The sequence below is a fragment of the Paenisporosarcina antarctica genome, from assembly GCF_004367585.1.
Lineage (GTDB): Bacteria > Bacillota > Bacilli > Bacillales_A > Planococcaceae > Paenisporosarcina > Paenisporosarcina antarctica.
Genome location: NZ_CP038015.1, coordinates 3,481,373 through 3,503,413 on the forward strand (window position 1 = coordinate 3,481,373; position 22,041 = coordinate 3,503,413).

The following is a 22,041-nucleotide window of genomic DNA, read 5'->3' on the forward strand; positions in this document are numbered from 1 at the left end:
AAAAATTCTATGAAAAATTACAAAATTAAAATAGTTATCATAATAAGAGGTAAAAAGAATAAGAAATTGATTTAAAACCATTGGCGCTGTCGCGTCTTTGGTTTTATCAGTTTGGGAAGTAGTCAATAAATCAAGTTAAAAATGAAAAGAACAAATTAAAAACACTGATCAAAAGGCAGAGGTTTGCTAAAATAATACCCTTGACAATTATCTCAACTATATTTCCGTAATAGGTGACACTAATCCCTCTAACTGGTTGGATATCATCTATTGTATTTCTTCAATTGCCCCCGGTCCAAGCCTATTACCATTTTCATATGAGGCTTTGAATTCCTTTATTTTTAGCATCAAACCCTAATGAATTTTTCAGAGGTAACTAATTTTTATGTCGTTTGCTAACTTCAATTGTAATAAACTCCGGCAAATAGCTGGGAGTACATCCTCTTGCTACTATTTCATTTTTGTAAAGACCCGTTTTCTCACCAAGTTTAATACAACGTGCACGATTCTTTTCATCATAAACGCCTATCCAGCCTGTGGTGAAATTCATAGCCCATTGAACTTCCGGTTCTTCCTGCATAATATTAGCTTCTAATGCAGATAGCAAGTCGGCGGTGTTATCAGGCGGTGTTTGCCCAGTCCATCTCAATCGACCTTGATAATACCAGAAAGCTCGCCTTTGAAGAGAAGAAGAACTATTTCCCCATGACTCCATCAATGCAATTTTCTTCTTGTCTTTGGTGAACTGATTAGCCATTAACCAATCCATTAGGTTATTTCGCTCATCAAAAGTGTGAGTCTGCATATCCTCATCAAGCTTATTTAGCACATCTTGTAAAAGAAGTTTTTTATCCATAATCAAGATTGCTAATAGTCTGGGCAAAAACTCTTCGGTTGACCAAAGTTCCATAGCTAGTTCGTGATCTTTTATAATGACCTTCGCAATTTTTCGTAAGTCGCCTAGCTTAGTTTTACTATTGATCTGAGGTAGAATGTTTTCTGCTTTTGAAGAGTGTTTTATTTCTGCACCTTTATTTTCATTCATTTTATAAAACTCCTTTATTAAAGCACTGTTTCATAATATGTCCTTGACGGGATATATCAAGAACTTAATTTCGTTATAATTCTTATTGCAGTGGTGTACCTCCAAAGTTTACCTTATTAAATATTGTAGCATATATCGTATTAAAGCTCTCTACACCTATAATAGAAGAGCAACCATCTTTAATTAAATAATAAAATTCACTTCCTTTTTATTGGATACGAAAAGAGCATTCCTTTTTAAAGAAACGCCCCCGATAGTTTAAGTATATTCTTCACAATTTCTCTTCTAAATGCTATCCCCACCACATAGCCGTCACGAAAAGCGACCAAATAGAGGCACAGAATGCTGTTATGAACAGTAACGCTCCAATGGGTTCCAGATATTTATAAGCCGTGTCTTGTTTCTTGAATGAACGAAAGATCAAAAAAGCGTTCAGTAAATAGAGCAGGAATCCCAAAATCGTCAATCCAGTCAGGTAATAAACCGGCCAAATCGGTACAAAGTGTTCGCTCAAGAAGTAAGCGATTCCTTGTCCAAAGACACAGAAAATGGTTGCCAGCAAAAAGCTGCCGATCAAGAATCCGTAAAATTTTTTCACTCAACTCACCTCTTTTATTTATCCGTTTATGTTTTTTTGATAAGAACGAAACTAATTGAACGTGCTGCATCACATTTTTTATTCATACCAGAACCGGGTCATTTTTCCACTTTCTTTTCCAGATACTTCAGATGCAGCATTGCCTCTTCCAACTCAAAGGAACTGAACCACCGATAATTTGAATCATCAATGATCCGGAAGTGTTGACTGACAACATTCTGCTGGAGTTTATACTCTCCACGTTTTTCAACTTCTTTCCACCAGATCTTCCCGCCCATTGTTTTCATGACAATCTGTTCGATTTGGTTAAACGTAACTAGCCTTACAATTTCTAAACTATCTTCTCCCAGTCCATTCTGTAAGATCTCACTTTCTTCGAATAAGGCTACACACGTGACCACGACGTTCCACCCTGCTGCCACTCTGCCTTTTTCAATTTGTATCAACGTTTTTTTGGAGATTCCCAAAATCTTCGACATTTCTTCTTGTGAAAACTCTTTCTCTAAACGGATTAATCTTATTTTTTGCGACACGATATCAATCAGTTCTTCCTGGTCCATTTCAACACCTCAGCTCCGTTCTCGTTAGTGTAATATTACACTAAATATGTAATTTAGACAAAAATAAATAACTTAGAAATAAATATCGATCTAAGTTATATACTTTGATTTTTGTAATTTTTTTTAAAACTTTGCAATTCTATCGAGTCTTGTATGCCATTTATAATATTCGAAAACGAAGACAGTCAAAAAGGGAGAAAAGATATGCTGTTATCAGCTTCTTTTCTCCCTTTCTATTTTTGCAGCTTCCGATAAACCCATGAAATGTAAACTGTTTAATTACAAATTTCACTTATAACTTAAGCAGGAACTTCAGTTGGAACATTACTTATTTCTCGTTAAGTTAATTTTAAGATTGGATCAAAACTCTTTATAACCATATTTATTTTCGCAATATTTTTACAAATTATTCCGTTTTCAGCTTGAAAAAAATTATTAGTTTGTTAATATTGAAATAAAGAATTTTCAAAATAATTTTAAGATTAGTTTTAATCTTCATTGGCCTAAGCTAGTTTAATTTAAGGATTCAGAACTAGTAATTTTTGAGATCACTACTATTTGCAGAAGAAAGGAGAAGCACTAGTATGGCGAAAATAGAAAATTCCCGATGGAAACTTAGTATGGTCGGCTTTACTGCATTTGTTTTAGCTACTATTTTCTACTTAATAACTGGTCCTAATATACCTGGAATACTTGGCTTTTTAACATCCGCAATAGTATTGTTCATTATAAATGCTGTTTATGTTTTTTACACAAACAGGAAATCAGGGACACAAAAAAATCAGATATAGACTAACTACTAAACGTCTGCTGTTCCCATCATTTAAAACCGTCCGTAGTATAATGCAGAATTGTTACTGCTTGTAATGGAGTTGATTTTTTCATTTACTTCACTTCTCTCTTTTAAATTAATCTTATAAAATAATAAAACCAGGAGCCTCATGTTCCTGGTTTTATTATTAATTAAATTGATATTTCATCATTATTAGTTTGCGGTAGTAGGAATATTCCCCAGGACACTATCTGTTTCTATAAATTTTATCATTATTTCCAAAATATAAAACTAAAATTTTTTATAACCGTTCGTAAAAGCACACTTTTACGAACTGTTTTAAATTACTCATATTTAATGGTTTTTGTAGTTCGTAAAACTATAAAATTACTTTATGAACGTCCATGGTTAAGTGCATACTTTTACGAACTCTTTTGGTAGAATAATAGAAAGCAATCCAAATGAGGAGTAAAAAAATGGATAATAAAAAGTTTGGTTACATACGAGTCAGCAGTAAAGATCAAAATGAAGGTCGCCAGCTTGAGGCCATGAAAAAATTAGGTCTAAGTGAACGAGACATCTTCATGGATAAACAAAGTGGGAAAGATTTCGAAAGAGCACAATTCCAATTACTAAAACGAATCATCCGAAAAAATGATGTACTTTATATTCACTCACTTGATCGGTTTGGTCGGAACAAAGAAGAAATTTTGAACGAATGGAATGATATTACTAAAAACATCCAGGCAGATATTGTTGTGATGGATATGCCATTACTCGATACGACCCAATATAAGGACAGCTTAGGGACATTTATTGCGGATCTTGTCTTACAAATTCTTTCATGGATGGCTGAGGAAGAACGCGATCGAATTCGAAAACGGCAGCGTGAAGGAATTGATGTGGCTTTGCAAAACGGCACAATTTTTGGTCGACCAAAGGTTACGGTCACTAAGGAGTTTAAAGAAGCGTATACTAGCTGGAAATCGGGAGAGATTACGGCAGTGAAAGCAATGCAAGAAATTGGTGTGAAAAAGACAACTTTTTATAAGTTAGTCAGGGAGTATGAAGAATCATTATAGTTGTGACTATATAATAGAAGAAACTCATTTCATTCACACGAAACGTTCAATTCCTGCCTTTCAGCGGTCCGTCCGTTGAGTTGCTCATTCTGAAGAGAAAATGGCTTTGTGTTAAAGCATTTCCATTTCAGTTCTTCCCAGATCACGGACGGTTCGGACGGAACAAGGGTACTTTTTGAGCACTTCCATACAAATTCAACACCAAGACGAATAAAAGCCTCAATTCAAGAACTTTTTCTTCACCTTTCATGTTCCATATCTCTTTGCTTTCTCTTCGGTGCAGCAGTTTTTTGGTTTTCTACTTCTTCATGTTTCGCTTTTTCTTTTAGTTCATGAAAAGAAAAGACACTCCTTGCTCCATCCTTCTCTTCGGCTGGAACAACGGTCATCAATTTTTCAGGGGTTGGCTAATATAAACTTCTCCCCAATCAGGCAGGAAGTTATGATGAGGAGCCTACTGTTACCCGATTTCGTCCCTCGTTCTTCGAGTTATATAGAGCGACATCTGCAATTTTCAATAAGTTGGAAAGCTGCATGCCCTTTGCACTTTTGGCTATTCCGATACTGACCGTCATCTGACCGTATGACCAATCTTTGACTTCGATAGATTTGCGTATTTCCTCAGCAATTTCCTCAGTTTCAGACTGGCTTATCTCAGGCAACACAACAACAAACTCTTCGCCGCCAATGCGGGCCACGAATCCGGCATCACCAATCAAACTATCGAGCAAACGAGCAAATTCCTGCAGAACGATATCGCCTGCATGATGGCCAAACGCATCATTGATTTTTTTAAAAAAATCTATATCAATCAACAATAATGTCAGTGTTCCTTTATCCATCATCCCTGGCAGGAACTCTTCAAGATATCGGCGATTTTTCAGGTTAGTGAGAACATCCGTGACCGTCAACTCCTGCAGACGGCTGTTCAACACATTTAATTCAGCTTGTTTGAACTCCACCTTATTAAGCAATAATATAAGCTTTTGATTCGCTTCTTTTGTCGCTTGGCTGATCCTTTCTGCTTCTCTTTTTGCATTTAATAATTCATTTTCGTATTCACTGCGCATTGGCATCTGCATGAATGCACATTCGAAAAAACCATTGCTTTTTTTTGTGTTCATCAACACTGGAACAGCCCCAGACGGATTCTTCAACTTTAAAACCATTTCACTGACGGCTCCATGAGTGATAATCGTCGGAATGAAATATGTCTGAAAATAAATTTGGGAGGAAATGGTCAGCAACTCATGCATATAGATGGGTGCATTTTCAATACCTGCTATTTTCATCATCATCTTATTGATTTCCAAAATCCTCAAATCTTGGTCTATTACCACATACCCGACCGGCGCCAACTCCAGTTGTTCATCCATTTTCACAATCACCTGACTTGGTCAAATACTCTTTTATGACAGCGACGGTTTCTTCAGCATGGCTTATATGGGGATTATGTCCTTTAGCCTTCATCACAACAAGCCGGCTCTCTGGAATTTGTGTATGGATATAATGTCCGACTTCATTTGGGACAATGGCATCATATTGTGGTTGCATGATCAGGGTCGGCACCAACAGCTCCTTGAGTTCTGCTCGTACATCCGTTTTAAAAGTTACTTCCGCAAATTCTCGTGAGATTTGTGGATCATTAGAACAAAGCAGCTCTTCAAAGTTATCTGCCAGTTCGGGCTGATCTTCGTTTAGCATGATAATTGGAGCCAAGTATTTTGCCCATTGTTTATAATTCACTTCCATTAAATCAAGTAATTCATCAATATCCGTTTTATCGAAGCCGCCTTGATAACCAGGCTCGTTCATGTAATAAGGCGACGGCGCAATCATAACAAGTTTGCCGAATAATTCCGGACGTTCAATCGATGCAAGCATCCCAATCATGCTACTGACCGAATGGCCGACAAAGACGGAAGTCCCCTCCCCGAGAGAATCGCATACATCGATAAGGTCCTGCTTATAACCATCCAGGGTACTATACCGATCTTTGGAGTATGCTCCCTTATCACTTTGGCCAGAACCCACATAATCAAATGTGATTACCCGGTACCCATGTTTAAACTCTTTTATTACCTTATTCCAAACCAGCTGGTCACAGCCAAACCCATGTCCAAAAATGATTTGTTTTTCTCCATCCCCTGTTATTTGCACATTATTTCTTTTCATTACATTACCCATTTGATCCACCTCGTACCTTTTTCCTATATTTCTTATGAAAAATTCCTAATATATCCATTATACCAAAATTCCCAATTTCTCTATAGGTACTATTCGTTCTATTATATATATACTCTCAAATACCTCTTAAGTTTTTTTCATGAGCATGTGCTATTGTAGTCGCTTTGCTCGGTAAAAAGCAGAGTAAGAACCAAAGTACCTTAGTTGATTCTATGATTTTTCATTAGTAAGTACAATATTTATTTCTGCCACTTTCTTTTGCTTTATACAAGGCCTGATCTGCATGTTTAATTAAATCGTCCATTATCACACCATCTTCAGGGTAAAATGCAATTCCAATACTTGAGTTAATATTATGAATAAATTCTCCCACCTGCACCTCTTGCTGTAAACAGGTTATTATTCTTTCTACGCAATTCAATACATCTTCTCTTTTATTAATTTCGGTTAAAAGAATTGTAAATTCATCGCCACCCTGACGTGCTAAAATGTCACTCTCGCGGAGTGTAGCGCCGACTTTCCTTGCGAACATTATTAATAATTCATCTCCAATGGAATGTCCAAATTCATCATTTATCCATTTAAAGTTATCGATATCCATATATAAGAGTGCAAACTTCCTATTATGTCTTTTCGCTTCAGATAATGTTTGTTGCATTTTTTCTTGAAATAATCTTCGGTTTGGTAATTCTGTCAATTCATCATGGAAGGCAAGAAATTCCAACTTTTCTTGGAGGGCCTTTCTTTCTTCAATATCACGAGAGACAATCAATAAATGTGGTTTCCCATTTTCTTCATCGATAAAAATGGAAACTTTTGATTCAACCCACACCCAGCCTTTTGTTTTATGTTTAAATCTGAATTCTGTTTCACTCGGCTCTGTAGAGCGTAACGCTTGGTTAAACTGCTCAATTGCGGTTGGTAAGTCTTCAGAAATGACAATATCCTCCGCTGATTTTCCTTCAATTGATTCTACTGGAAAGCCTAAAACGGTAATAAATGAGGGTGATGCATATTTAACGATACTATTTTCATCAATTATGGCAACTAAGTCTGTCATATTCTCAGCAATTAATCGGTACTTTTCTTCACTTCGAACTAAAGCTTCCTCTACCATTTTCCTTTCTGAGATGTCCCTAAATATCATTTGGACAGAGGCTTCACCTTCGTACTCAATACCCGTTGCTGTTCCTTCAATGATGAACGAAGAACCGTCTGCACGAATCATTTTTTTTTCTACTTTTTCTTTAGGAATGATTGTTTCATTGATAGTGTGCTGAATATGGTCACGTGCAATTTTCTTTGAATCACTATGAACAAATTCCAGAATATTTCGACCAAGTAAGCTCTTTGGTTCGCTATAACCCAATACCCGAATTCCACTTTCATTGATATAACGTATTACACCTTTGCATTGAACATAAATGGGTTCTGGTGATGCGTTTAATAAGGACTTATACCTATCTTTACTTTCTCTTAAATCAATTTCTTGCTGTTTACTTCTAGAAATATCTCTGGATATTCCAGAGAATGCATTCACGTTCCCATGTTCATCATATAAAGGGGATATGGTAATACTTGCCATAAAAGGTTCTCCATCTTTTCTCATGCAAATTACTTCCAACTCTTTTATAGGAATTCCTTTTTTTAATTTTTCACGCATCTTAAGCATTGCATTCATTCTTTCTTTTGGGATCGTAGGCATGGGTTTACCTGAAATTTCTTTTAGTTTCCAACCATACAAATCTTCAAATGCCGAATTAACCAATAAGACATTTCCACTCAAGTCGATTACATCCATGGCATCTACTGATGACTCGTAAATTGAACGTAGTCTTTCGGAAGTCTCATACAATGATATTCTCGTCTTAACCAGGTCAGTTACATCTTTTGCCACAATCATCACACCCACTAGTTTCTGATTGTCGTTCACTGGAACATTCTTCACTTGTAAATGAAGAATGTGGCCGTTTTTGTGAGTAACACTTACTTGATAAGTAAAAGATTCTCCTTGCAAAGTTTTGATGAATAAACGCTTAGCAGTCACTTTTGAATTTGAAATTAACATGTTTTGAAAGTTCAATTTTTTTAATTCGTTTAATGTATAGCCAAACATAGTAGTACATGTCTTGTTACAATCCAGGACATTCCCGTGTGTATCTAAAAATATAATTGAATCTGGATTATTGCTTATCAAAGAATGATACACCTCCAGAGACAACCTGTTGAATAATGTCTCCATTCGCTTCATCTCCTTTTTAGATGTATAGTAGATTTTTGGGGGAATTCGATTGATATCCAATTCAAAGAAATTCTGTCCGCATATTCCTTTCGATAAGAGATTGAAAATGAATTTCATTTAGAAAAAACCTTATCAAAAGGATTAATCACTGATGTCAGTTGATCATGTAGCTTTATATATAACACCACGATTTAGACAGCATTTTAATGCATATCGATATGAAAACAAAACTCAAAATTATAGTTGGTTTTCAAATTTATTCAGAATTCTGTTGGGTATATCTCGCTTCTTTACAAATTTTAGAGTCAGGAATTAAGGGTATTTTAATTTCAACTATGGTTCCTGAATTAATTTTACTCTCAATGAAAATTTCACCTTTATGTTCATGAATAATTTTATAACTACTCATTAATCCAAGTCCAGTTCCCTTTTCTTTGTTGCTATAGAAAGGCTCTCCTAGTTTTTTCACACGATCTTCAGTCATCCCGCATCCTTGGTCACTAATAAGAACAATAACCGATTCTTCATCTTTTTTCTCCATTGAAACTTTAACAACTCCACCATAAGACATGGATTCAATCGCGTTTATTATTATATTTAGAAACACTTGTTTCATTTTGTTTTCATCACAATTCATGAAAAGATGATCTATTGTTATTTTGGACTCAATGATAATGTTTTTTAGATGAGCTTCGGATTCAATCAAAGTTACCACTTTAGCTAATATCCCCTTTAAATCTGTCGGTTTATAGAGAGCAGCCTCAGGTTTGGCCAAGGCCAGAAATTCATTAATAATGGATTCAACTTGATTAACATCTTTTAGCATAATATCGCAATATTCTGCAGCAATTTCACTCTTATCTAGAAGCTGCAAAAATCCTTTAATCGATGTCAAAGGGTTACGAATTTCATGGGCTACCCCTGCGGCTAATTCTCCAGCTACGGATAATCTTTCCCATTTTCTCAGATGGTCTTCGGCTTTCTTTTGTTCTGTTATATCTCGAATAACAACAATGAAATGTTCAATCTCACCGTCATCCCCCAAGACAGGCGTAATTTTTGCTTCTACGTTAATTAATGACTTATTTTTGTGAATGATACGATATTGAACAAGATTTGAAGTTTTCGTTAACATGATTTCACTGAAAATATTCTCAATTAAGGGCAAATCATCTGGATAGATGTATAAAAACCCTGACAAACCATTTAATTGATCTATTGAATATCCACTTACAATTTCACATGATGGAGAAGTGTAAAGGACTATACCGTTCTTATCCACAACGGTGATGATATCGCTCGTATTTTCAGCAATTAACCGGTAGTTTATTTCACTATACCTAAGGGCTTCTTCCACACGTTTACGTTCTGTAATGTCAACGCAGGAGGCAATAACTTCCACCACTTTCCCCATTCTGAAAACCGGGCGTAAAGTGGCCAGATAAACAATGCCGCTTTCATGCCCTTCATAGGAAACATTCTCTTCGCCTTGCCACGCTCTTCGATAGAACGCTTCATTTTTCACAGCTTTTTCCAAAGGAAATATCTCTGCAAGTTCTTTTCCAACGACTTTCTCAGGAGATAATCCCATCCGATAGATCAATTCCCCATCACACATTGTATGAATTAATTTCCCATCTTTTAATTTGTATTTAAGCGTCATACCGTCCTGTTGACGAATCGTTTTCTGCAATTCTTGTTTCGTTATTTCTAATTCTCTTTCCAACCATAAACGATGGCTGAATTCGATGGTTAATCCAAATCTGCTGATGATGTTTTGCAAGTCAAGGAATTGTACCTCTATTTTTTCTGCTGGTATAGGCTTACTCAATAAATAACCTTGTACTGCATCGCATAGATTTTGTTGGAGAAAGTCCAGATGTTCTTTCGTCTCAACACCTTCAGCAATTACTTGTATATTCAAGTGATGAGCCATCGAAATGATTGTTTTGACAATCGTGGCATTGCTTTGGTCAAGATGGCAATCTCGAATAAATGACTGATCAATTTTTAAGGAATCAATCGGGAATTTATTCAAGTATGACAAAGAACTATAGCCCGTTCCAAAGTCATCCATACTAATTTTCACACCTACTTTTTTCAGTGCCTGCAAAATACTGATCGTTCGGTCTACATCCATGGTCATACTTTCAGTAATTTCAAGATCTAGGTATTTCGCATCCAATTTCGTTTCAGCTAGTATTCGCTCCACAACTTCCACTAGATTCGTTTGAGCAAACTGACGAGCGGAAAGGTTGACCGAAACTACGATTGGTGGGAAACCAGCCATTTGCCACGCTTTATTTTGAGTGCAAGCCGTTTTCAATACCCACTCCCCAATCGGAATAATGAGCCCTATTTCTTCTGCAAGCGGAATGAAGTGAAACGGTGAAACTAACCCCCTTTTTGGGTGATTCCATCGAATTAATGCTTCATTGCCAATGTACTCTCCCGTACTTAAATGAAATTGTGGTTGGTAATGAAGGGTGAGTTCGTCAAGTTCGATTGCCCTGTACAGTTCCATTTCAAGCTCTAAACTTTCTCGTGATTTCCCATCCAAATCCGGCGTGTAAAAGTGATAACTATTATTGCCGTGTTTTTTTGCATAATGTAGTGCAGAATTGGCCATGTCTAATAATGTTTCAGTAGTATTACTATCATTAGGATACATGCTTATTCCTATACTAGGATTGACATACACGTCATGGTGAATGTTTTTCAAGGGTTGAGCTATGACATCTAAAATTGTTTTTGCTATTTGTGTCGTGCGTTCATGATCTGTATCAGGTAAAAGAATGACGAATTTATCTTCCTGCCATCGAGTCAGAAGATTCTCGTCTCCTAGCAACTGCTTGATTCGTTCACTTGCCAACAGTACAAGGGAATTTCCAGTTTCCTGACCGACAGTATCTTTAATCGTTTTCAGTCGATCCAATTCAAGTAATAAGACAGCCGCCTCTTTGTGGTCTTGTACTAATTCTACTAACCTTTCAGTCAAAAAATTACTATTAGGCAATCCGGTCAAGTAATCGTAATAGGACATGTATTGAATAGTCTCTTCCGCTTTTTTACGATCTGTAATATCGACAATGGTCCCAATCACTGCATTTTCCCCTCGATATCTTGCTGTAGATCCGTGGACTTCCAAATACGCCATTGTTCCATCTTTTTTTATGGCCCGATATTCGTATCGAATCGATTGTATGCTCTTGTTCATTCTATTTGAAATATTTTTGGTTACAATTGGAATATCTTCTTCATAAACATAATCTTTAAGCTGAAGTACGGATAGTTCTTCCTGGCTATAACCAAGGATTTCCTCCAAGCGCGGATTGGAATAGACGATTTTTTCATCCTGCATAATATATACACCCATTATGGATTGTTCTACTAAACTTCGATATTTCGATTCAGCTTCAATAAGCGCCTCTTTTGCCTGTTTGGATTCTGTTATGTCATTGAAGATACCAAAGACGCCCACTACTTTTCCCTCAACAATAACAGGGATATTTTTCACTCTAAAATCCATTTGATAGCCATCTTTATGTAGAACTGATGTGTCAGAAGTTGTTACAGTACCTGCTGCTGCTAAGCTGAATTGTTGGATGCTAAGTTCCTGATCTTCTGGAATAACGAATGAAATGAAATTTTCATGAAACAATTCTTCAAACGAGTAGCCAAAAATTTCATTTACCGATTTATTATAGTCTTCGAAATGACCTTTCAAATCAAATAGTACTATTGCCTCCGAATTATCTTTGAATAGCGACTTATAGTATTGTTCATTGACTTTTAACCGAGCCGTTTGATTCGAGAATTTAACGCTCAGATACGAACTTATGATGACCAATATGACCATAAAAATTGATCCTATACCGATGAACGTTGCTAATTGGCTGGCATTTATCGTTTGAAAATCAGTGCTTACCGGATTTAAATGGTAAGTAAATTCAGTGCCAAACATCGCAGTGTAATGCATCACCGATATAGACAGCCCCACAAGAATGCCACTGAATAACTTGGTATGCATAGATAGGATTGTTTCTTTTATGCGGATATCGTAGATGACTTTATAAAAAATGACAGATGGAATAAATGCAATAAGAACTGATAGTAGAAGTATTAACGGGTTATAAGTAATGGCGGCATTCATATGGATAGATTTCATCCCAATGTAATGCATGCCGACAAGGCTGGCAGACATTAGTAAACAACCAAAAACAAAATTATTTTTACTCACCTTATCTTGGGAAACAATCAACAAAGTAATGAATGATGAAAAAACGGTAATAGCAAAAGAAATACTTAAAGTCATGATGTTGTAATTAATCGTGGTGGGCATATACGCAAGCATTCCAATAAAATGCAAGGCCCAAATTCCTCCACCCATTGTTAAAGAACCCACAATTAACCACAATCCCCTTTTACGTTTGCTTACATGAAACATTCGAGCACTAACATCGAATACCGTAAATGAGGTAAGCAGGATAACGATAACGGATAACAAAACAAGTAAAATATAATCTCCAGCTATTGTGTGTTCCATAAAGTCGCCTACCTTTCTTTAATCAATAATTTGCTACTTAGTTTATTAAATGATACGAATAATTCAATTTCTGCTTATTTCTTTTCATTACTCGAATGCCCTTTTGCATTTCCTGTTTGATAGTAATCCCTCATACTAAACTTTTTTCACTTTAAGTGAACTACAAGTGAAAAAAATATAAATGATTATCCGTTATTTATCTGTACATTTTTTGTTTTGCTGGTTTCTTGAGTCTTAGTAACTATTAATTCAACAACCTGTTGAACAATTACTAATTCCTTTTCATTTAAAAGAATTCCATCCCAATAAAGATGTTTCTTATGAAGTGAGTTAACAGGGTCCGGAATATCCGTTAGACCAAGAATGAAATCCGTTGAAACTTGAAAAAGCTGAGCTAAAGCTATCAATTTATTGACGGGAGGATTTCTATGTCCTCCTTCGTAACCTGCATAAGACGATTTGGCAAGTCCGATTTTGATGGCAACTTCTTGCATAGTGAACCTTCGTTCTAAGCGAAGGTTTTTAAGGCGTCCTCCAAATGTCATTCTCAATTCCCTCTTTCTACTTATATGCCCAATCCAGTATGACCAATTTGGGTGTGCTCATGAAGACGATCAGAAATACTTTGAATTTCATCACGGTACATATATATTTTTTCTTGAATCATAGCCACTTCATCGTATGTGAATATGTGGTTAGGTTTATAAGAGTAGTTGGCGAACGTTCCAGCCAGTCGTCCAGTACTAGTATAGAATGGAATTGAAGTACAAGACTTGAGGCCTACTTTAAGGGGGTAACCCTTAAAGTTTGACCATAAAGGGCTCGTTTCAATATCCGTTTGGACGACTTTATCTTCAAAAACTGCCTTTCCACATGAGCAACAATTTTCATTGAAAAGACCCTGTTCATTAATTATTTTAAAGAAGTCAAAAAAGTCTGCTGGGGTACTTGGACAAGCTCCATGATAGATAGAATTTCGTTCACTATCATAGAACAAGATAGAAACATAAATACCATCTAATACTTGTTCCAATTCCAAACACATACGTCCTAGGTTCATTTTAATATCTAAGAACTCGGATTCACTTTTAGAGATTAACCCATTAGCTAAAGCATTTTTTAAGTGGACCTTTAAATCTGTTGCTTTATTGCACAAAAGAGGGTTAATTACTTTTAATTGAGCTTTTATGCTTTTCTTTAAGTTATATTCACGTAGATTTTCAACAATATGTTGATAATTTGAGTTATTTTTTAATATCATACAAAACCCACCCCTTTCAAAAAACATATATTATTATTTATTTTAATAGTTTCTATCACTTGTTTTAAATCTATTAAGACTAATGTAACCTATAGCGCATAATTTAAATACAGGATTAATGCCCAAAAATGTCTAGTAAATAATACATTTATACCACTAAACTATTCTTTACTAGTATTTTTGAACTACTTTTAAATATAAAACATCGTGTTACAGCCGAGGGAAGAGGAAGTTATCATTGAGTTTCAATGTCATTTACTCTGATTAGAACAAAGTAACAGTACTATGATTAATAATCCTTTCGTTTTTTATAGATTCAACATATAGATCATTGATATTTTTTCAATCCAGTAATGTTGTGTTCAGAAAAACACGAGTTTTGTTACATAGCCATTAAAAATTTAACGATTCTTATGATAATTTCAAAAAAGAGCATCCTCTTTTAATGGACACTCGAAAAATTCGAATATATAACTTCATCGCTCTAAGTGAATCTACTTCATAATTCTGAGCCCTTGTTGCTCTGAGGATTACTCCAACCCAATCACCAAAAAAGCTTTACTCTGTAGAGCAACACTTTGAACACATATAAAAAATTCCTAAAGCTTGTAAATACCATTACCGCCATTGAAAATTCGTTCATTTCTAATTAATGAACTCTCAGAATACTACCTCCATTACGTTTAGCATCATACATAGCCATATCTGCTTCATTCACTAAGACTTTGAGAGGTTTTCCGTGCTCTACATAAGTCATTCCAACACTGACTGATATGAAAAATTGATGACCTTTAACATTTATGGGGTTTGACTTTATTTCACTTATGATTTGAAGTGCAGTTTCAATCGACTCTTTCATTCCCCTTGATGATACTGGTATACATCCAAAAGGACGTGTACTTATTTACATTTAGAGAACCCAATACAACAGCTGTACAAGTTGCTAAACGTTTCAACATTGCAGCATCAACAGCTCGTAACGTATTAAATGAGCTATCTGAATTAGCTTTAATTTTTAAAGACTCAAGCCAAAAACGCAATATCGAATACTTTAACTATGATGTATTAAATTTATTAAATTAGTCTATGTAATAAGATTTACAAATTAAAAATTTTAATCTATTGTGTAATCTAAGTTCACTAGCTTTTATAATTCTTTCTTATGTTACAGAGTGATATAAGAGTAGTTTCACCTTAAGAAATGACATGCATGATTTTAAACATAATTTTGCATATACAATCAAGGAACCTCTATAACTTAAAATATTGATATAACAATATATGTTTAAGTAAGTATTTTCTTTATTCTGATTCGAGAACTTCGCGACCAGATACGAACTTATGAGGACCAATATGACCATAACTATTGATCCTATGCCGATGAACGTTGCTAGTTGGCTCACATCTATCGTTTGAAAATCAACCTTCACTGGATATAAACGGTAAGTATATTCAGTGCCAAACAGCGCAGTGTAATGCATGACCGATATAGAGAGCCTCAACAAAGTGCCACTGAATAACTTGGTATGTATAGATAGGTTATCTTATTCTATGAAGTGAACGAAATTCTATTTATCATGGAGCTTGTCCAAGTCTCGCATTTGATGTCAATATGGGAAAGAGCTATATGGTCATTTATAACGCACTAAAGAAATGTTAGTTGGAGAGAAATCAACCATACTATGCGCGTGTTCGTCTCTGTTCCGTAATATTTCGCGTGTACTCATCTTTTATTTGATTTCATAAAAAGACGCTTTTTAGAGTGTTTTCCTATTTTCATCCAATAAATATTTTCATGTACTTCAAAATAAAGTCGTATATTTATTAGTTTGAATGGCGTCCAAATTTCTTTAAAAAAATAATAAGGCGTAATAATCTTCCCCTTCCATGCAACCTTTATATTAGGAGAGATTTAAAATAGATTTAATCTTTCTTTAACTGCTCATAATCATTTACTAATCGGTTTAGAATTTTGATTTTTGTCTTTTCTTTAATATATTGTGAAGTAACAAATGCTTTCGTTAAATCAATAAAAGCTTGATCTACATTTTCGCCATATTTTAATAGAGCTATTAAATCAATTTCATTTTTACTCAATTAGAAATCACTCCATTTACTATTATTAACTCAACTTTTGCAGAGTGAAATCGGCAAATAAGCCTTGATATAACCGGGCTGGCCAGTCATCTAATACTGTAGTTGACTTTCGATGAGCATTTTCATTTTCGCATTGGCTTGTTTCAGGACATCTTCAAGAAGCTCGATTAATTGCTGCGGCGCAACTGCCCAATGGAGTTCATTCAAGTCATCGCATAATTCATCATAGAGACCACCTAAAGTGCGCTCATCGGTATTGCAGCGATTTTACCAGGACAAAACTATATAGCGGGAAAACACAATCTTCGTGTGGCTGATTAATCCATCATAGGAACGCCCTTGGAACTCCTTTTGGAGTTTTAACAACGATTTAGTCGTCTTGAAGAACACCTCAATGTCCCACCACATGCCGTAGATTTGGATAAGTTCCCGTTCTGTCAAGGTTTTATCGGTGCTAAAAATAGCCAACCATTTCCTCCTTTTATTCCGGTTTTGGACGAAGACATTCTTGATGGGTGTCCCGTTGGTCATGACACAGCGGATGGAACGAAGAATCACTTTTTTTCCTGAACCGGTTGAGCCAAGCGATACAGTTGTTTCAACCAATTGGCCATTCACTGAAAAGCGTTGTTTCGTCTCTTTCACCATGCCGATCACATCCAATCCTTGTCCAACGATCGCTTGGATAAGCGCGGCAAGGTAAACCAGGAATACATCAGGACATAACGGACATCAATTCCACTTGAAATCGCACAGCGAATCATGTCCGGAATCTGTTCGGGGGCTGTCTGCAGCGCGTTCATCCGTCGCTTATAACCCGAAGTTCATTTATCGATGTCGGTTGAAATCCCATTAATTTTGCTTTCTTGGAACTGAGAAGGAAAAATCCTTTATAGAAATTCATTTTCTGAGAAGCATGATCAAAACAGCAGTTCCACCTTTTTACTGAGGTTCCGGTCGAACGCCGAATCGTCCACGCAATACCTTCGGTCGGGTTTGTTAGGTCAGGCAATCCACTTTTTGAATCGTCGAAGAGCTGAAAGACAACAAGAATCGCCGCCAATTGAATGTCGGCTGATTTAGGAACCGATAGACGGCATCTTTGGCAGGATATCGGTCCGCTTTTTTCGAATCGAGCAGGGAAAGCCATTTCTTGTGCTGGAAAATCAGACAGAAAACGAGCTTGAATAAGTACGCGCAAGAAAAGCCGAAGGTTTTGGTTATACCGGATTTCCGGAGATGTTTGAAGATTTCAAACTTAGAAAAACAGTGTTCAGTTCATTTGGCAGTTGATAGTTTGGTGAGTTTTGGTCTATTATTTGGAATTCACCCCTTCTATTTGGTAGTAGTTTTTCGACAACTCTACTTTACAAATGGAATGAGGTGTTTTCTTCTGTTCAATTCAACCGTCAAGGAACTTAATGAAACATGGAAATGCTTTACTGCCGCGCTGGTTAAATCAATTTATATTGGCGCGAAAGTTGAGTTATTAATTACTAGCAAGATTTATTTTAGGGTACTTATAATATATAAGATTCTAAAGAACTAGTCCAGATGAAGAATCACACTATCGAGTTATTATTTTAGGTGCTTTAGTCACAATTAACCCCTATAACATATGACTTAAGTAATGAATGTGATAAGGTATATAGTGAAAGGAAGTCATTCTACGGGAGGACATAATGAATTCAGAATTTAAAAAAACAATAAATTTATTTACTACTATCTTAGTTATAGGAGCAACTGTTTTATTATTACTCCATACGACTGAGTTTTCTTTTGAACTATGCTTGCTATCCTTCACTTATATCTTTCTTTTATTGATTCGAGATTACATGATAAAAATTGATTTACATCGAATTATAGGTGTCCTGTTTTTATTCTTTCAATTAGCATTGGCTTTGGTCATATTTGTATGGTCGGGAAGCTTTTTTGCACAAGTTTTTGTCTTAATTCTTATAGGAGAATTCACCTTGCATCATTCTAGAAACCTCTCTCTCTTCTTTACCATAGTGAGCTATACTTTCAGTCTTATAAGTCTAATGGCATACCGCAATTTTCCGCCATTTGAACAAATATACGTTTTCTTGCCTAGAGTCATAGAATACTTTGCTATTTTCGGGATGAGTTACCTTGCACAAATTACTTTTCATCAAAAGAATCAGCTGGCTAGAGACCATGCATTATTGCAAAAATCCTCAATTGAATTGGAGGAAAAATCAATATTGCAAGAGCGAACTAGAATATCCCGTGAAATTCATGACTCGGTTGGACATACGCTAACATCAGCGATAGTTGGATTACAAAGTGCATCACATGCTATAGAAAAAAAACATTATTCCCTTGCTATAGAGATGATTAGAAGAACGAAAGCACATATTAGCAGCGGTTTGGATGACGTGCGAAGTTCCGTATATTTGTTGCGCGAAGATCCACTAGGTCCCCAGTTCATACCAGAGCTTATCAAATTAATTGATGAAACAAAGAAGCAAACCAACGTGGAAATTGAATGTGAAGTAGACACAACGGTATCTAATCTATCTTCATTAATCGAGATAACACTCTATCGTGCACTACAAGAGGGTCTTACCAATGGAATTCGGCACGGTTCTAGTACCTATTTCCACTTCTCATTGACTCAATATTCTGATTACATAGAATTTATATTATCTAATAATGGTAAATCCCCAATCCAAATAGTTCATGGCTTTGGTCTAAAAACCATGAAAGAAAGAGTAACTGATGTAGGCGGGAAGTTGTCAATTTCAAACAAATTTTCTGCCAACGGTGTTACATTGAAGATAAAAATACCTATTCAGGCAAAATCTACTGGACAGGAGTGAGTGAATTGTCTAAATCAACCATTCTTATTGCTGACGATCAGCCCTTAATTCGTGACGGTTTAGCAGCTATTTTAAGCATGGAGAAAGAATATATCATAGTCGCAAAAACGGGCGATGGTTTGGAAACGATAAAGCAAGTACAAGTGCATCGCCCTCAGCTTGTTTTGATGGATATTCAAATGCCGAATTTAGATGGTTTGAAGGCAACAAAGCAAATTAAAACTAAATTTCCTGATACGAAGGTCTTGATATTGACGACCTTTGAAGATGAAGAATACATATGGAAAGCGATATCTCATGGAGCTAGCGGCTTTTTAGTAAAGGGGGTTGACACGGCAACAATACTTTCTACTGTAAAGGAATGCTTAGATGGCAGGATAAATTACCCCTCTAGTATTCAGCTACGTCTTGCACATGTACTCCAAACAACTGAACTTAGTGAAAAGCAATCGTCGAAAGATATGATCACATATCATCATGATGAAAAGTGGAATAGCTTGTCTCTACAGGAACGAGATATTGTAAGGAAATTAAAACAAGGGAAGTCTAATCAAGCTATTGCTTCTGAATTGTATTTATCAGCTGGTACCATAAAAAATTATCTTAGTATAATTTATAAAAAACTGAAGGTTTCAAGTCGATCTAAAGTAGTCGCTTACCTCTACGAAAATGACCTTTAATGGGTCTGTGTCCCTTAATAAGAGGAACTGGAGAAATACATAAGTAGCGATAAGGGTTCATTCCTTATTGCTACTTTTTTGCCCGGGAAGTTAATCTATTTCAGTTAGACAATCCATTTCCTTTGTTTACAAAAGCTATAAATACTGAAAACACGAAAGTTACTTCCATAATTTCTTGGTATCTGTTTAACAGGATATCCAGGTCTTGACTGCAAGTAACAACACGAGAATCTGTAAAACCAAAACGTTTGGCACTCCGATACATCTTTCTCTTTTTTAATTTTATTTTTCCCATTAATATATTCCGTTTCACTTCTCCATAAGCTTATAAATGCTTCCTGGTGGTACTGCTGATGCTAATACTCCGTACTCCGTTAAATATCTAGGTCCTTCTCATCCATGTTCCATAAAGACTTATTATAAAATTTAAGTGATTTTTAATACATTATATATTCGCAACCTATATTAAGTTGATGAGTGAAAAAACTTTATTTTATTATTTCCTTTAATTATTAGTTATAAAGTACAGATAACAATAAGGGTAATAAGAACTAGAATGTTTGATTGGAAAACATTCATAAGAGAGAGGTAATTTGCATTTTGTCCGAACCATCATAATTGATTTATTCATTTTGCTAGTAAGTGTATTTCTAAAGTTGGATAGGGATTATTTATGATCGGTAACTCTCACTTCAAATGAAATAAACTCAATTGGCCGAAAAACAAAAGGAGGATAAGTATTTGTTTATAATTTTAAATATTAAACTGTCCTGCAATGTGTAACAAAACTCGTCCATTTCTGAACACGTCAGAAATGGTAAAAATGTCACTTTAGATGATATTTCACACTTATTTCAAGTGCTATTTTGCATATAAATTGAGAACCCCCAGCAATCCTGTTAAGACAAGGTTGTTGGGGGTTCTTATATATCTTTGGCAACTTCCGATAAGCCGTCATATGCAAACTTACTTTCCCTGAGAGGCTCTTCTCTTTTGCATCCCTATTTAACTAATTGGAAAACTATAAATAAATAAGGAACTATAGGTGTTTTTTTCTATTGTATTCCCCGTGAACAGCATCCCTTAATTAGTAGTGAGTTCTTTTCATGTTGAGAAGAATTGTAATTTTATCTATAAAATAATAAAATAAAAATTTTGAAAAAAGCTCGAATTTGATTTTTTATATTAATACCATTCTCCTTTTGCGACTAAAAACACTTTCCCCCCTACTAAGATTTCAATGGAATTTTGGTGATTTTCGGCTTGTATAGTTAAAATAGATGGTCTTCCCATTTGGAAACCTTGTTCAACTCTGTACGCTATATTTTTGCTTCCAAAAAAGTTATGGGCGATAAGGTATCCAGCAAGATTTCCGTTTGCACTTCCAGTCGCAGGATCTTCAGAGAATCCTGGGTCATCTAAAAACACCCTTACACTTAGGTCATTTTCTTTTCGTTTGGTTTCAGGAGCAAAGACAAGGATATTCGCTTTTATATCGTTATCAATGAAATTTTGATAATGAGCATGATTGATCTTGCAGCGATTTACAGCATCCAATGAAGCAAGAGGAACAATTACTGCTGGTAATCCAGTTGATACGATTTGAATCGGAAAACTGGAATCAATATCTTCAGTTGAAATCTGTAACATTTCGGCAAAAATCTCTTGATCAGGAATAATCGTTCCTAACTCGGGTGGGTTTTGCTTCATTATTAACTGTTCACCTTCAATAGTTACAGGGATTTGCCCTACTTCAAGGTTTAGCGTTATTTGTTTGCTTTCATTGTTTTCTAAAACTTTCTGAATGATAAATGCTGTCCCCAGTGTTGGATGACCGGCAAAAGGAACCTCTACATCTGGAGTAAATATCCGGACATCGTATCCTCCATTGTCTTGTTTGCCAGAAAGAATAAAGGTGGTTTCGTTAAAGTTTATCTCTCTTGCAATCTTTTGCATTTCTTCTGTAGATATTGCTCTTGCAGGAATAAGTACCGCTAATTGGTTGCCTTGATATTTTTCTTCTGCGAAGACATCTACAATATAAAAATCCATGACTATTACAGCTCCTAATTTTAAATTTAAATATCTGTATTAGAGACAGGTTTCCTAAACAGACAGTTATTACAGT

The 22,041-nt window shown here is 35.6% G+C and carries 19 protein-coding genes and 1 pseudogene; 5 read left to right on the top strand and 15 right to left on the bottom strand.

What is annotated here, in order from left to right:
• Positions 1 to 376: 376 nt before the first annotated feature.
• The 3 genes from E2636_RS16570 to E2636_RS16580 form a co-directional block, all read right to left on the bottom strand.
• Positions 377 to 1,045 (bottom strand): DNA alkylation repair protein, encoded by a 669-nt coding sequence (locus tag E2636_RS16570; protein ID WP_134211249.1) that lies wholly within the window; start codon positions 1,043 to 1,045, stop codon positions 377 to 379.
• A 292-nt stretch (positions 1,046 to 1,337) separates the two neighbouring features.
• Positions 1,338 to 1,643 (bottom strand): hypothetical protein, encoded by a 306-nt coding sequence (locus E2636_RS16575; protein WP_134211251.1) that lies wholly within the window; start codon positions 1,641 to 1,643, stop codon positions 1,338 to 1,340.
• Between the two features lie 98 nt (positions 1,644 to 1,741).
• A complete protein-coding gene (locus tag E2636_RS16580) occupies positions 1,742 to 2,203 on the bottom strand; it encodes a helix-turn-helix transcriptional regulator (RefSeq protein WP_134211252.1) in 462 nt (153 codons plus the stop codon).
• Positions 2,204 to 2,787: 584 nt separating this feature from the next.
• Here E2636_RS16580 and E2636_RS16585 point away from each other — a divergent pair.
• Together E2636_RS16585 and E2636_RS16590 are read left to right on the top strand one after the other, a co-directional pair.
• Positions 2,788 to 2,994: a hypothetical protein gene (locus E2636_RS16585; RefSeq protein WP_134211254.1), complete on the top strand. Its 207-nt coding sequence runs from the start codon at positions 2,788 to 2,790 to the stop codon at positions 2,992 to 2,994.
• 457 nt (positions 2,995 to 3,451) lie between these two features.
• Positions 3,452 to 4,057, top strand: coding sequence for a recombinase family protein (locus E2636_RS16590; RefSeq protein WP_134211256.1), 606 nt, complete (start codon positions 3,452 to 3,454; stop codon positions 4,055 to 4,057).
• 239 nt (positions 4,058 to 4,296) lie between these two features.
• Here the strand turns inward: E2636_RS16590 and E2636_RS19135 are convergent, their stop codons facing one another.
• From E2636_RS19135 to E2636_RS16625, 8 genes are all read right to left on the bottom strand, one after another.
• Positions 4,297 to 4,446: a hypothetical protein gene (locus E2636_RS19135; protein ID WP_166669564.1), complete on the bottom strand. Its 150-nt coding sequence runs from the start codon at positions 4,444 to 4,446 to the stop codon at positions 4,297 to 4,299.
• A gap of 51 nt (positions 4,447 to 4,497) precedes the next feature.
• Positions 4,498 to 5,433, bottom strand: a complete 936-nt coding sequence (locus tag E2636_RS16595) for a sensor domain-containing diguanylate cyclase (protein ID WP_134211258.1) — start codon at positions 5,431 to 5,433, stop codon at positions 4,498 to 4,500.
• Positions 5,426 to 6,244, bottom strand: a complete 819-nt coding sequence (locus tag E2636_RS16600; RefSeq protein WP_134211260.1) for an alpha/beta fold hydrolase — start codon at positions 6,242 to 6,244, stop codon at positions 5,426 to 5,428. Before E2636_RS16600 ends, E2636_RS16595 begins: the two co-directional genes overlap by 8 nt.
• Before the next feature lie 223 nt (positions 6,245 to 6,467).
• Complete coding sequence (locus E2636_RS16605) at positions 6,468 to 8,486, bottom strand: PAS domain S-box protein (protein WP_166669565.1); 2,019 nt, start codon at positions 8,484 to 8,486, stop codon at positions 6,468 to 6,470.
• 256 nt (positions 8,487 to 8,742) lie between these two features.
• A complete protein-coding gene (locus E2636_RS16610; protein ID WP_134211264.1) occupies positions 8,743 to 13,032 on the bottom strand; it encodes a PAS domain S-box protein in 4,290 nt (1,429 codons plus the stop codon).
• Between the two features lie 185 nt (positions 13,033 to 13,217).
• Complete coding sequence (locus tag E2636_RS16615) at positions 13,218 to 13,577, bottom strand: helix-turn-helix domain-containing protein (RefSeq protein ID WP_134211266.1); 360 nt, start codon at positions 13,575 to 13,577, stop codon at positions 13,218 to 13,220.
• A 20-nt stretch (positions 13,578 to 13,597) separates the two neighbouring features.
• Positions 13,598 to 14,293, bottom strand: coding sequence for a GAF domain-containing protein (locus E2636_RS16620; protein ID WP_134211268.1), 696 nt, complete (start codon positions 14,291 to 14,293; stop codon positions 13,598 to 13,600).
• A 649-nt stretch (positions 14,294 to 14,942) separates the two neighbouring features.
• Complete coding sequence (locus E2636_RS16625) at positions 14,943 to 15,152, bottom strand: GGDEF domain-containing protein (protein ID WP_134211270.1); 210 nt, start codon at positions 15,150 to 15,152, stop codon at positions 14,943 to 14,945.
• A gap of 8 nt (positions 15,153 to 15,160) precedes the next feature.
• Here E2636_RS16625 and E2636_RS16630 point away from each other — a divergent pair, with 8 nt between their 5' ends.
• Positions 15,161 to 15,376: a hypothetical protein gene (locus tag E2636_RS16630; RefSeq protein ID WP_208324099.1), complete on the top strand. Its 216-nt coding sequence runs from the start codon at positions 15,161 to 15,163 to the stop codon at positions 15,374 to 15,376.
• 840 nt (positions 15,377 to 16,216) lie between these two features.
• Here the strand turns inward: E2636_RS16630 and E2636_RS19140 are convergent.
• Both E2636_RS19140 and E2636_RS19695 read right to left on the bottom strand, forming a co-directional pair.
• A complete protein-coding gene (locus E2636_RS19140) occupies positions 16,217 to 16,390 on the bottom strand; it encodes a hypothetical protein (RefSeq protein ID WP_166669566.1) in 174 nt (57 codons plus the stop codon).
• Positions 16,391 to 16,480: 90 nt separating this feature from the next.
• Positions 16,481 to 17,709: pseudogene (locus E2636_RS19695) on the bottom strand (IS4 family transposase).
• A gap of 363 nt (positions 17,710 to 18,072) precedes the next feature.
• Between E2636_RS19695 and E2636_RS16640 the strand changes: the two are divergent.
• Positions 18,073 to 19,233 (top strand): sensor histidine kinase, encoded by a 1,161-nt coding sequence (locus tag E2636_RS16640; RefSeq protein ID WP_134211272.1) that lies wholly within the window; start codon positions 18,073 to 18,075, stop codon positions 19,231 to 19,233.
• 5 nt (positions 19,234 to 19,238) lie between these two features.
• Positions 19,239 to 19,913: a response regulator transcription factor gene (locus E2636_RS16645; RefSeq protein ID WP_134211274.1), complete on the top strand. Its 675-nt coding sequence runs from the start codon at positions 19,239 to 19,241 to the stop codon at positions 19,911 to 19,913.
• A gap of 100 nt (positions 19,914 to 20,013) precedes the next feature.
• Here E2636_RS16645 and E2636_RS16650 read toward each other — a convergent pair whose 3' ends face one another.
• Positions 20,014 to 20,208: an aspartyl-phosphate phosphatase Spo0E family protein gene (locus tag E2636_RS16650; RefSeq protein WP_134211847.1), complete on the bottom strand. Its 195-nt coding sequence runs from the start codon at positions 20,206 to 20,208 to the stop codon at positions 20,014 to 20,016.
• An 890-nt stretch (positions 20,209 to 21,098) separates the two neighbouring features.
• Positions 21,099 to 21,965 carry a PhzF family phenazine biosynthesis protein gene (locus E2636_RS16655; protein ID WP_134211276.1) on the bottom strand — a complete coding sequence of 289 codons (867 nt, stop codon included), beginning with the start codon at positions 21,963 to 21,965 and terminating at the stop codon, positions 21,099 to 21,101.
• Positions 21,966 to 22,041: the final 76 nt, after the last annotated feature.

What these genes read in the sequence shown, in the direction of transcription:
- E2636_RS16605 (WP_166669565.1), bottom strand. Translation starts at nt 8,486, where the DNA reads ATGGAGACATTATTCAACAGGTTGTCTCTGGAGGTGTATCATTCTTTG.
- E2636_RS16655 (WP_134211276.1), bottom strand. Translation starts at nt 21,965, where the DNA reads ATGGATTTTTATATTGTAGATGTCTTCGCAGAAGAAAAATATCAAGGC.
- E2636_RS16625 (WP_134211270.1), bottom strand. Translation starts at nt 15,152, where the DNA reads ATGAAAGAGTCGATTGAAACTGCACTTCAAATCATAAGTGAAATAAAG.
- E2636_RS16615 (WP_134211266.1), bottom strand. Translation starts at nt 13,577, where the DNA reads ATGACATTTGGAGGACGCCTTAAAAACCTTCGCTTAGAACGAAGGTTC.
- E2636_RS16650 (WP_134211847.1), bottom strand. Translation starts at nt 20,208, where the DNA reads ATGGGAAAAATAAAATTAAAAAAGAGAAAGATGTATCGGAGTGCCAAA.
- E2636_RS16630 (WP_208324099.1), top strand. Translation starts at nt 15,161, where the DNA reads ATGATACTGGTATACATCCAAAAGGACGTGTACTTATTTACATTTAGA.
- E2636_RS16580 (WP_134211252.1), bottom strand. Translation starts at nt 2,203, where the DNA reads ATGGACCAGGAAGAACTGATTGATATCGTGTCGCAAAAAATAAGATTA.
- E2636_RS16585 (WP_134211254.1), top strand. Translation starts at nt 2,788, where the DNA reads ATGGCGAAAATAGAAAATTCCCGATGGAAACTTAGTATGGTCGGCTTT.
- E2636_RS16610 (WP_134211264.1), bottom strand. Translation starts at nt 13,032, where the DNA reads ATGGAACACACAATAGCTGGAGATTATATTTTACTTGTTTTGTTATCC.
- E2636_RS19135 (WP_166669564.1), bottom strand. Translation starts at nt 4,446, where the DNA reads ATGACCGTTGTTCCAGCCGAAGAGAAGGATGGAGCAAGGAGTGTCTTT.
- E2636_RS16600 (WP_134211260.1), bottom strand. Translation starts at nt 6,244, where the DNA reads ATGGGTAATGTAATGAAAAGAAATAATGTGCAAATAACAGGGGATGGA.
- E2636_RS16595 (WP_134211258.1), bottom strand. Translation starts at nt 5,433, where the DNA reads ATGGATGAACAACTGGAGTTGGCGCCGGTCGGGTATGTGGTAATAGAC.
- E2636_RS16640 (WP_134211272.1), top strand. Translation starts at nt 18,073, where the DNA reads ATGAATTCAGAATTTAAAAAAACAATAAATTTATTTACTACTATCTTA.
- E2636_RS16590 (WP_134211256.1), top strand. Translation starts at nt 3,452, where the DNA reads ATGGATAATAAAAAGTTTGGTTACATACGAGTCAGCAGTAAAGATCAA.
- E2636_RS16570 (WP_134211249.1), bottom strand. Translation starts at nt 1,045, where the DNA reads ATGAATGAAAATAAAGGTGCAGAAATAAAACACTCTTCAAAAGCAGAA.
- E2636_RS16620 (WP_134211268.1), bottom strand. Translation starts at nt 14,293, where the DNA reads ATGATATTAAAAAATAACTCAAATTATCAACATATTGTTGAAAATCTA.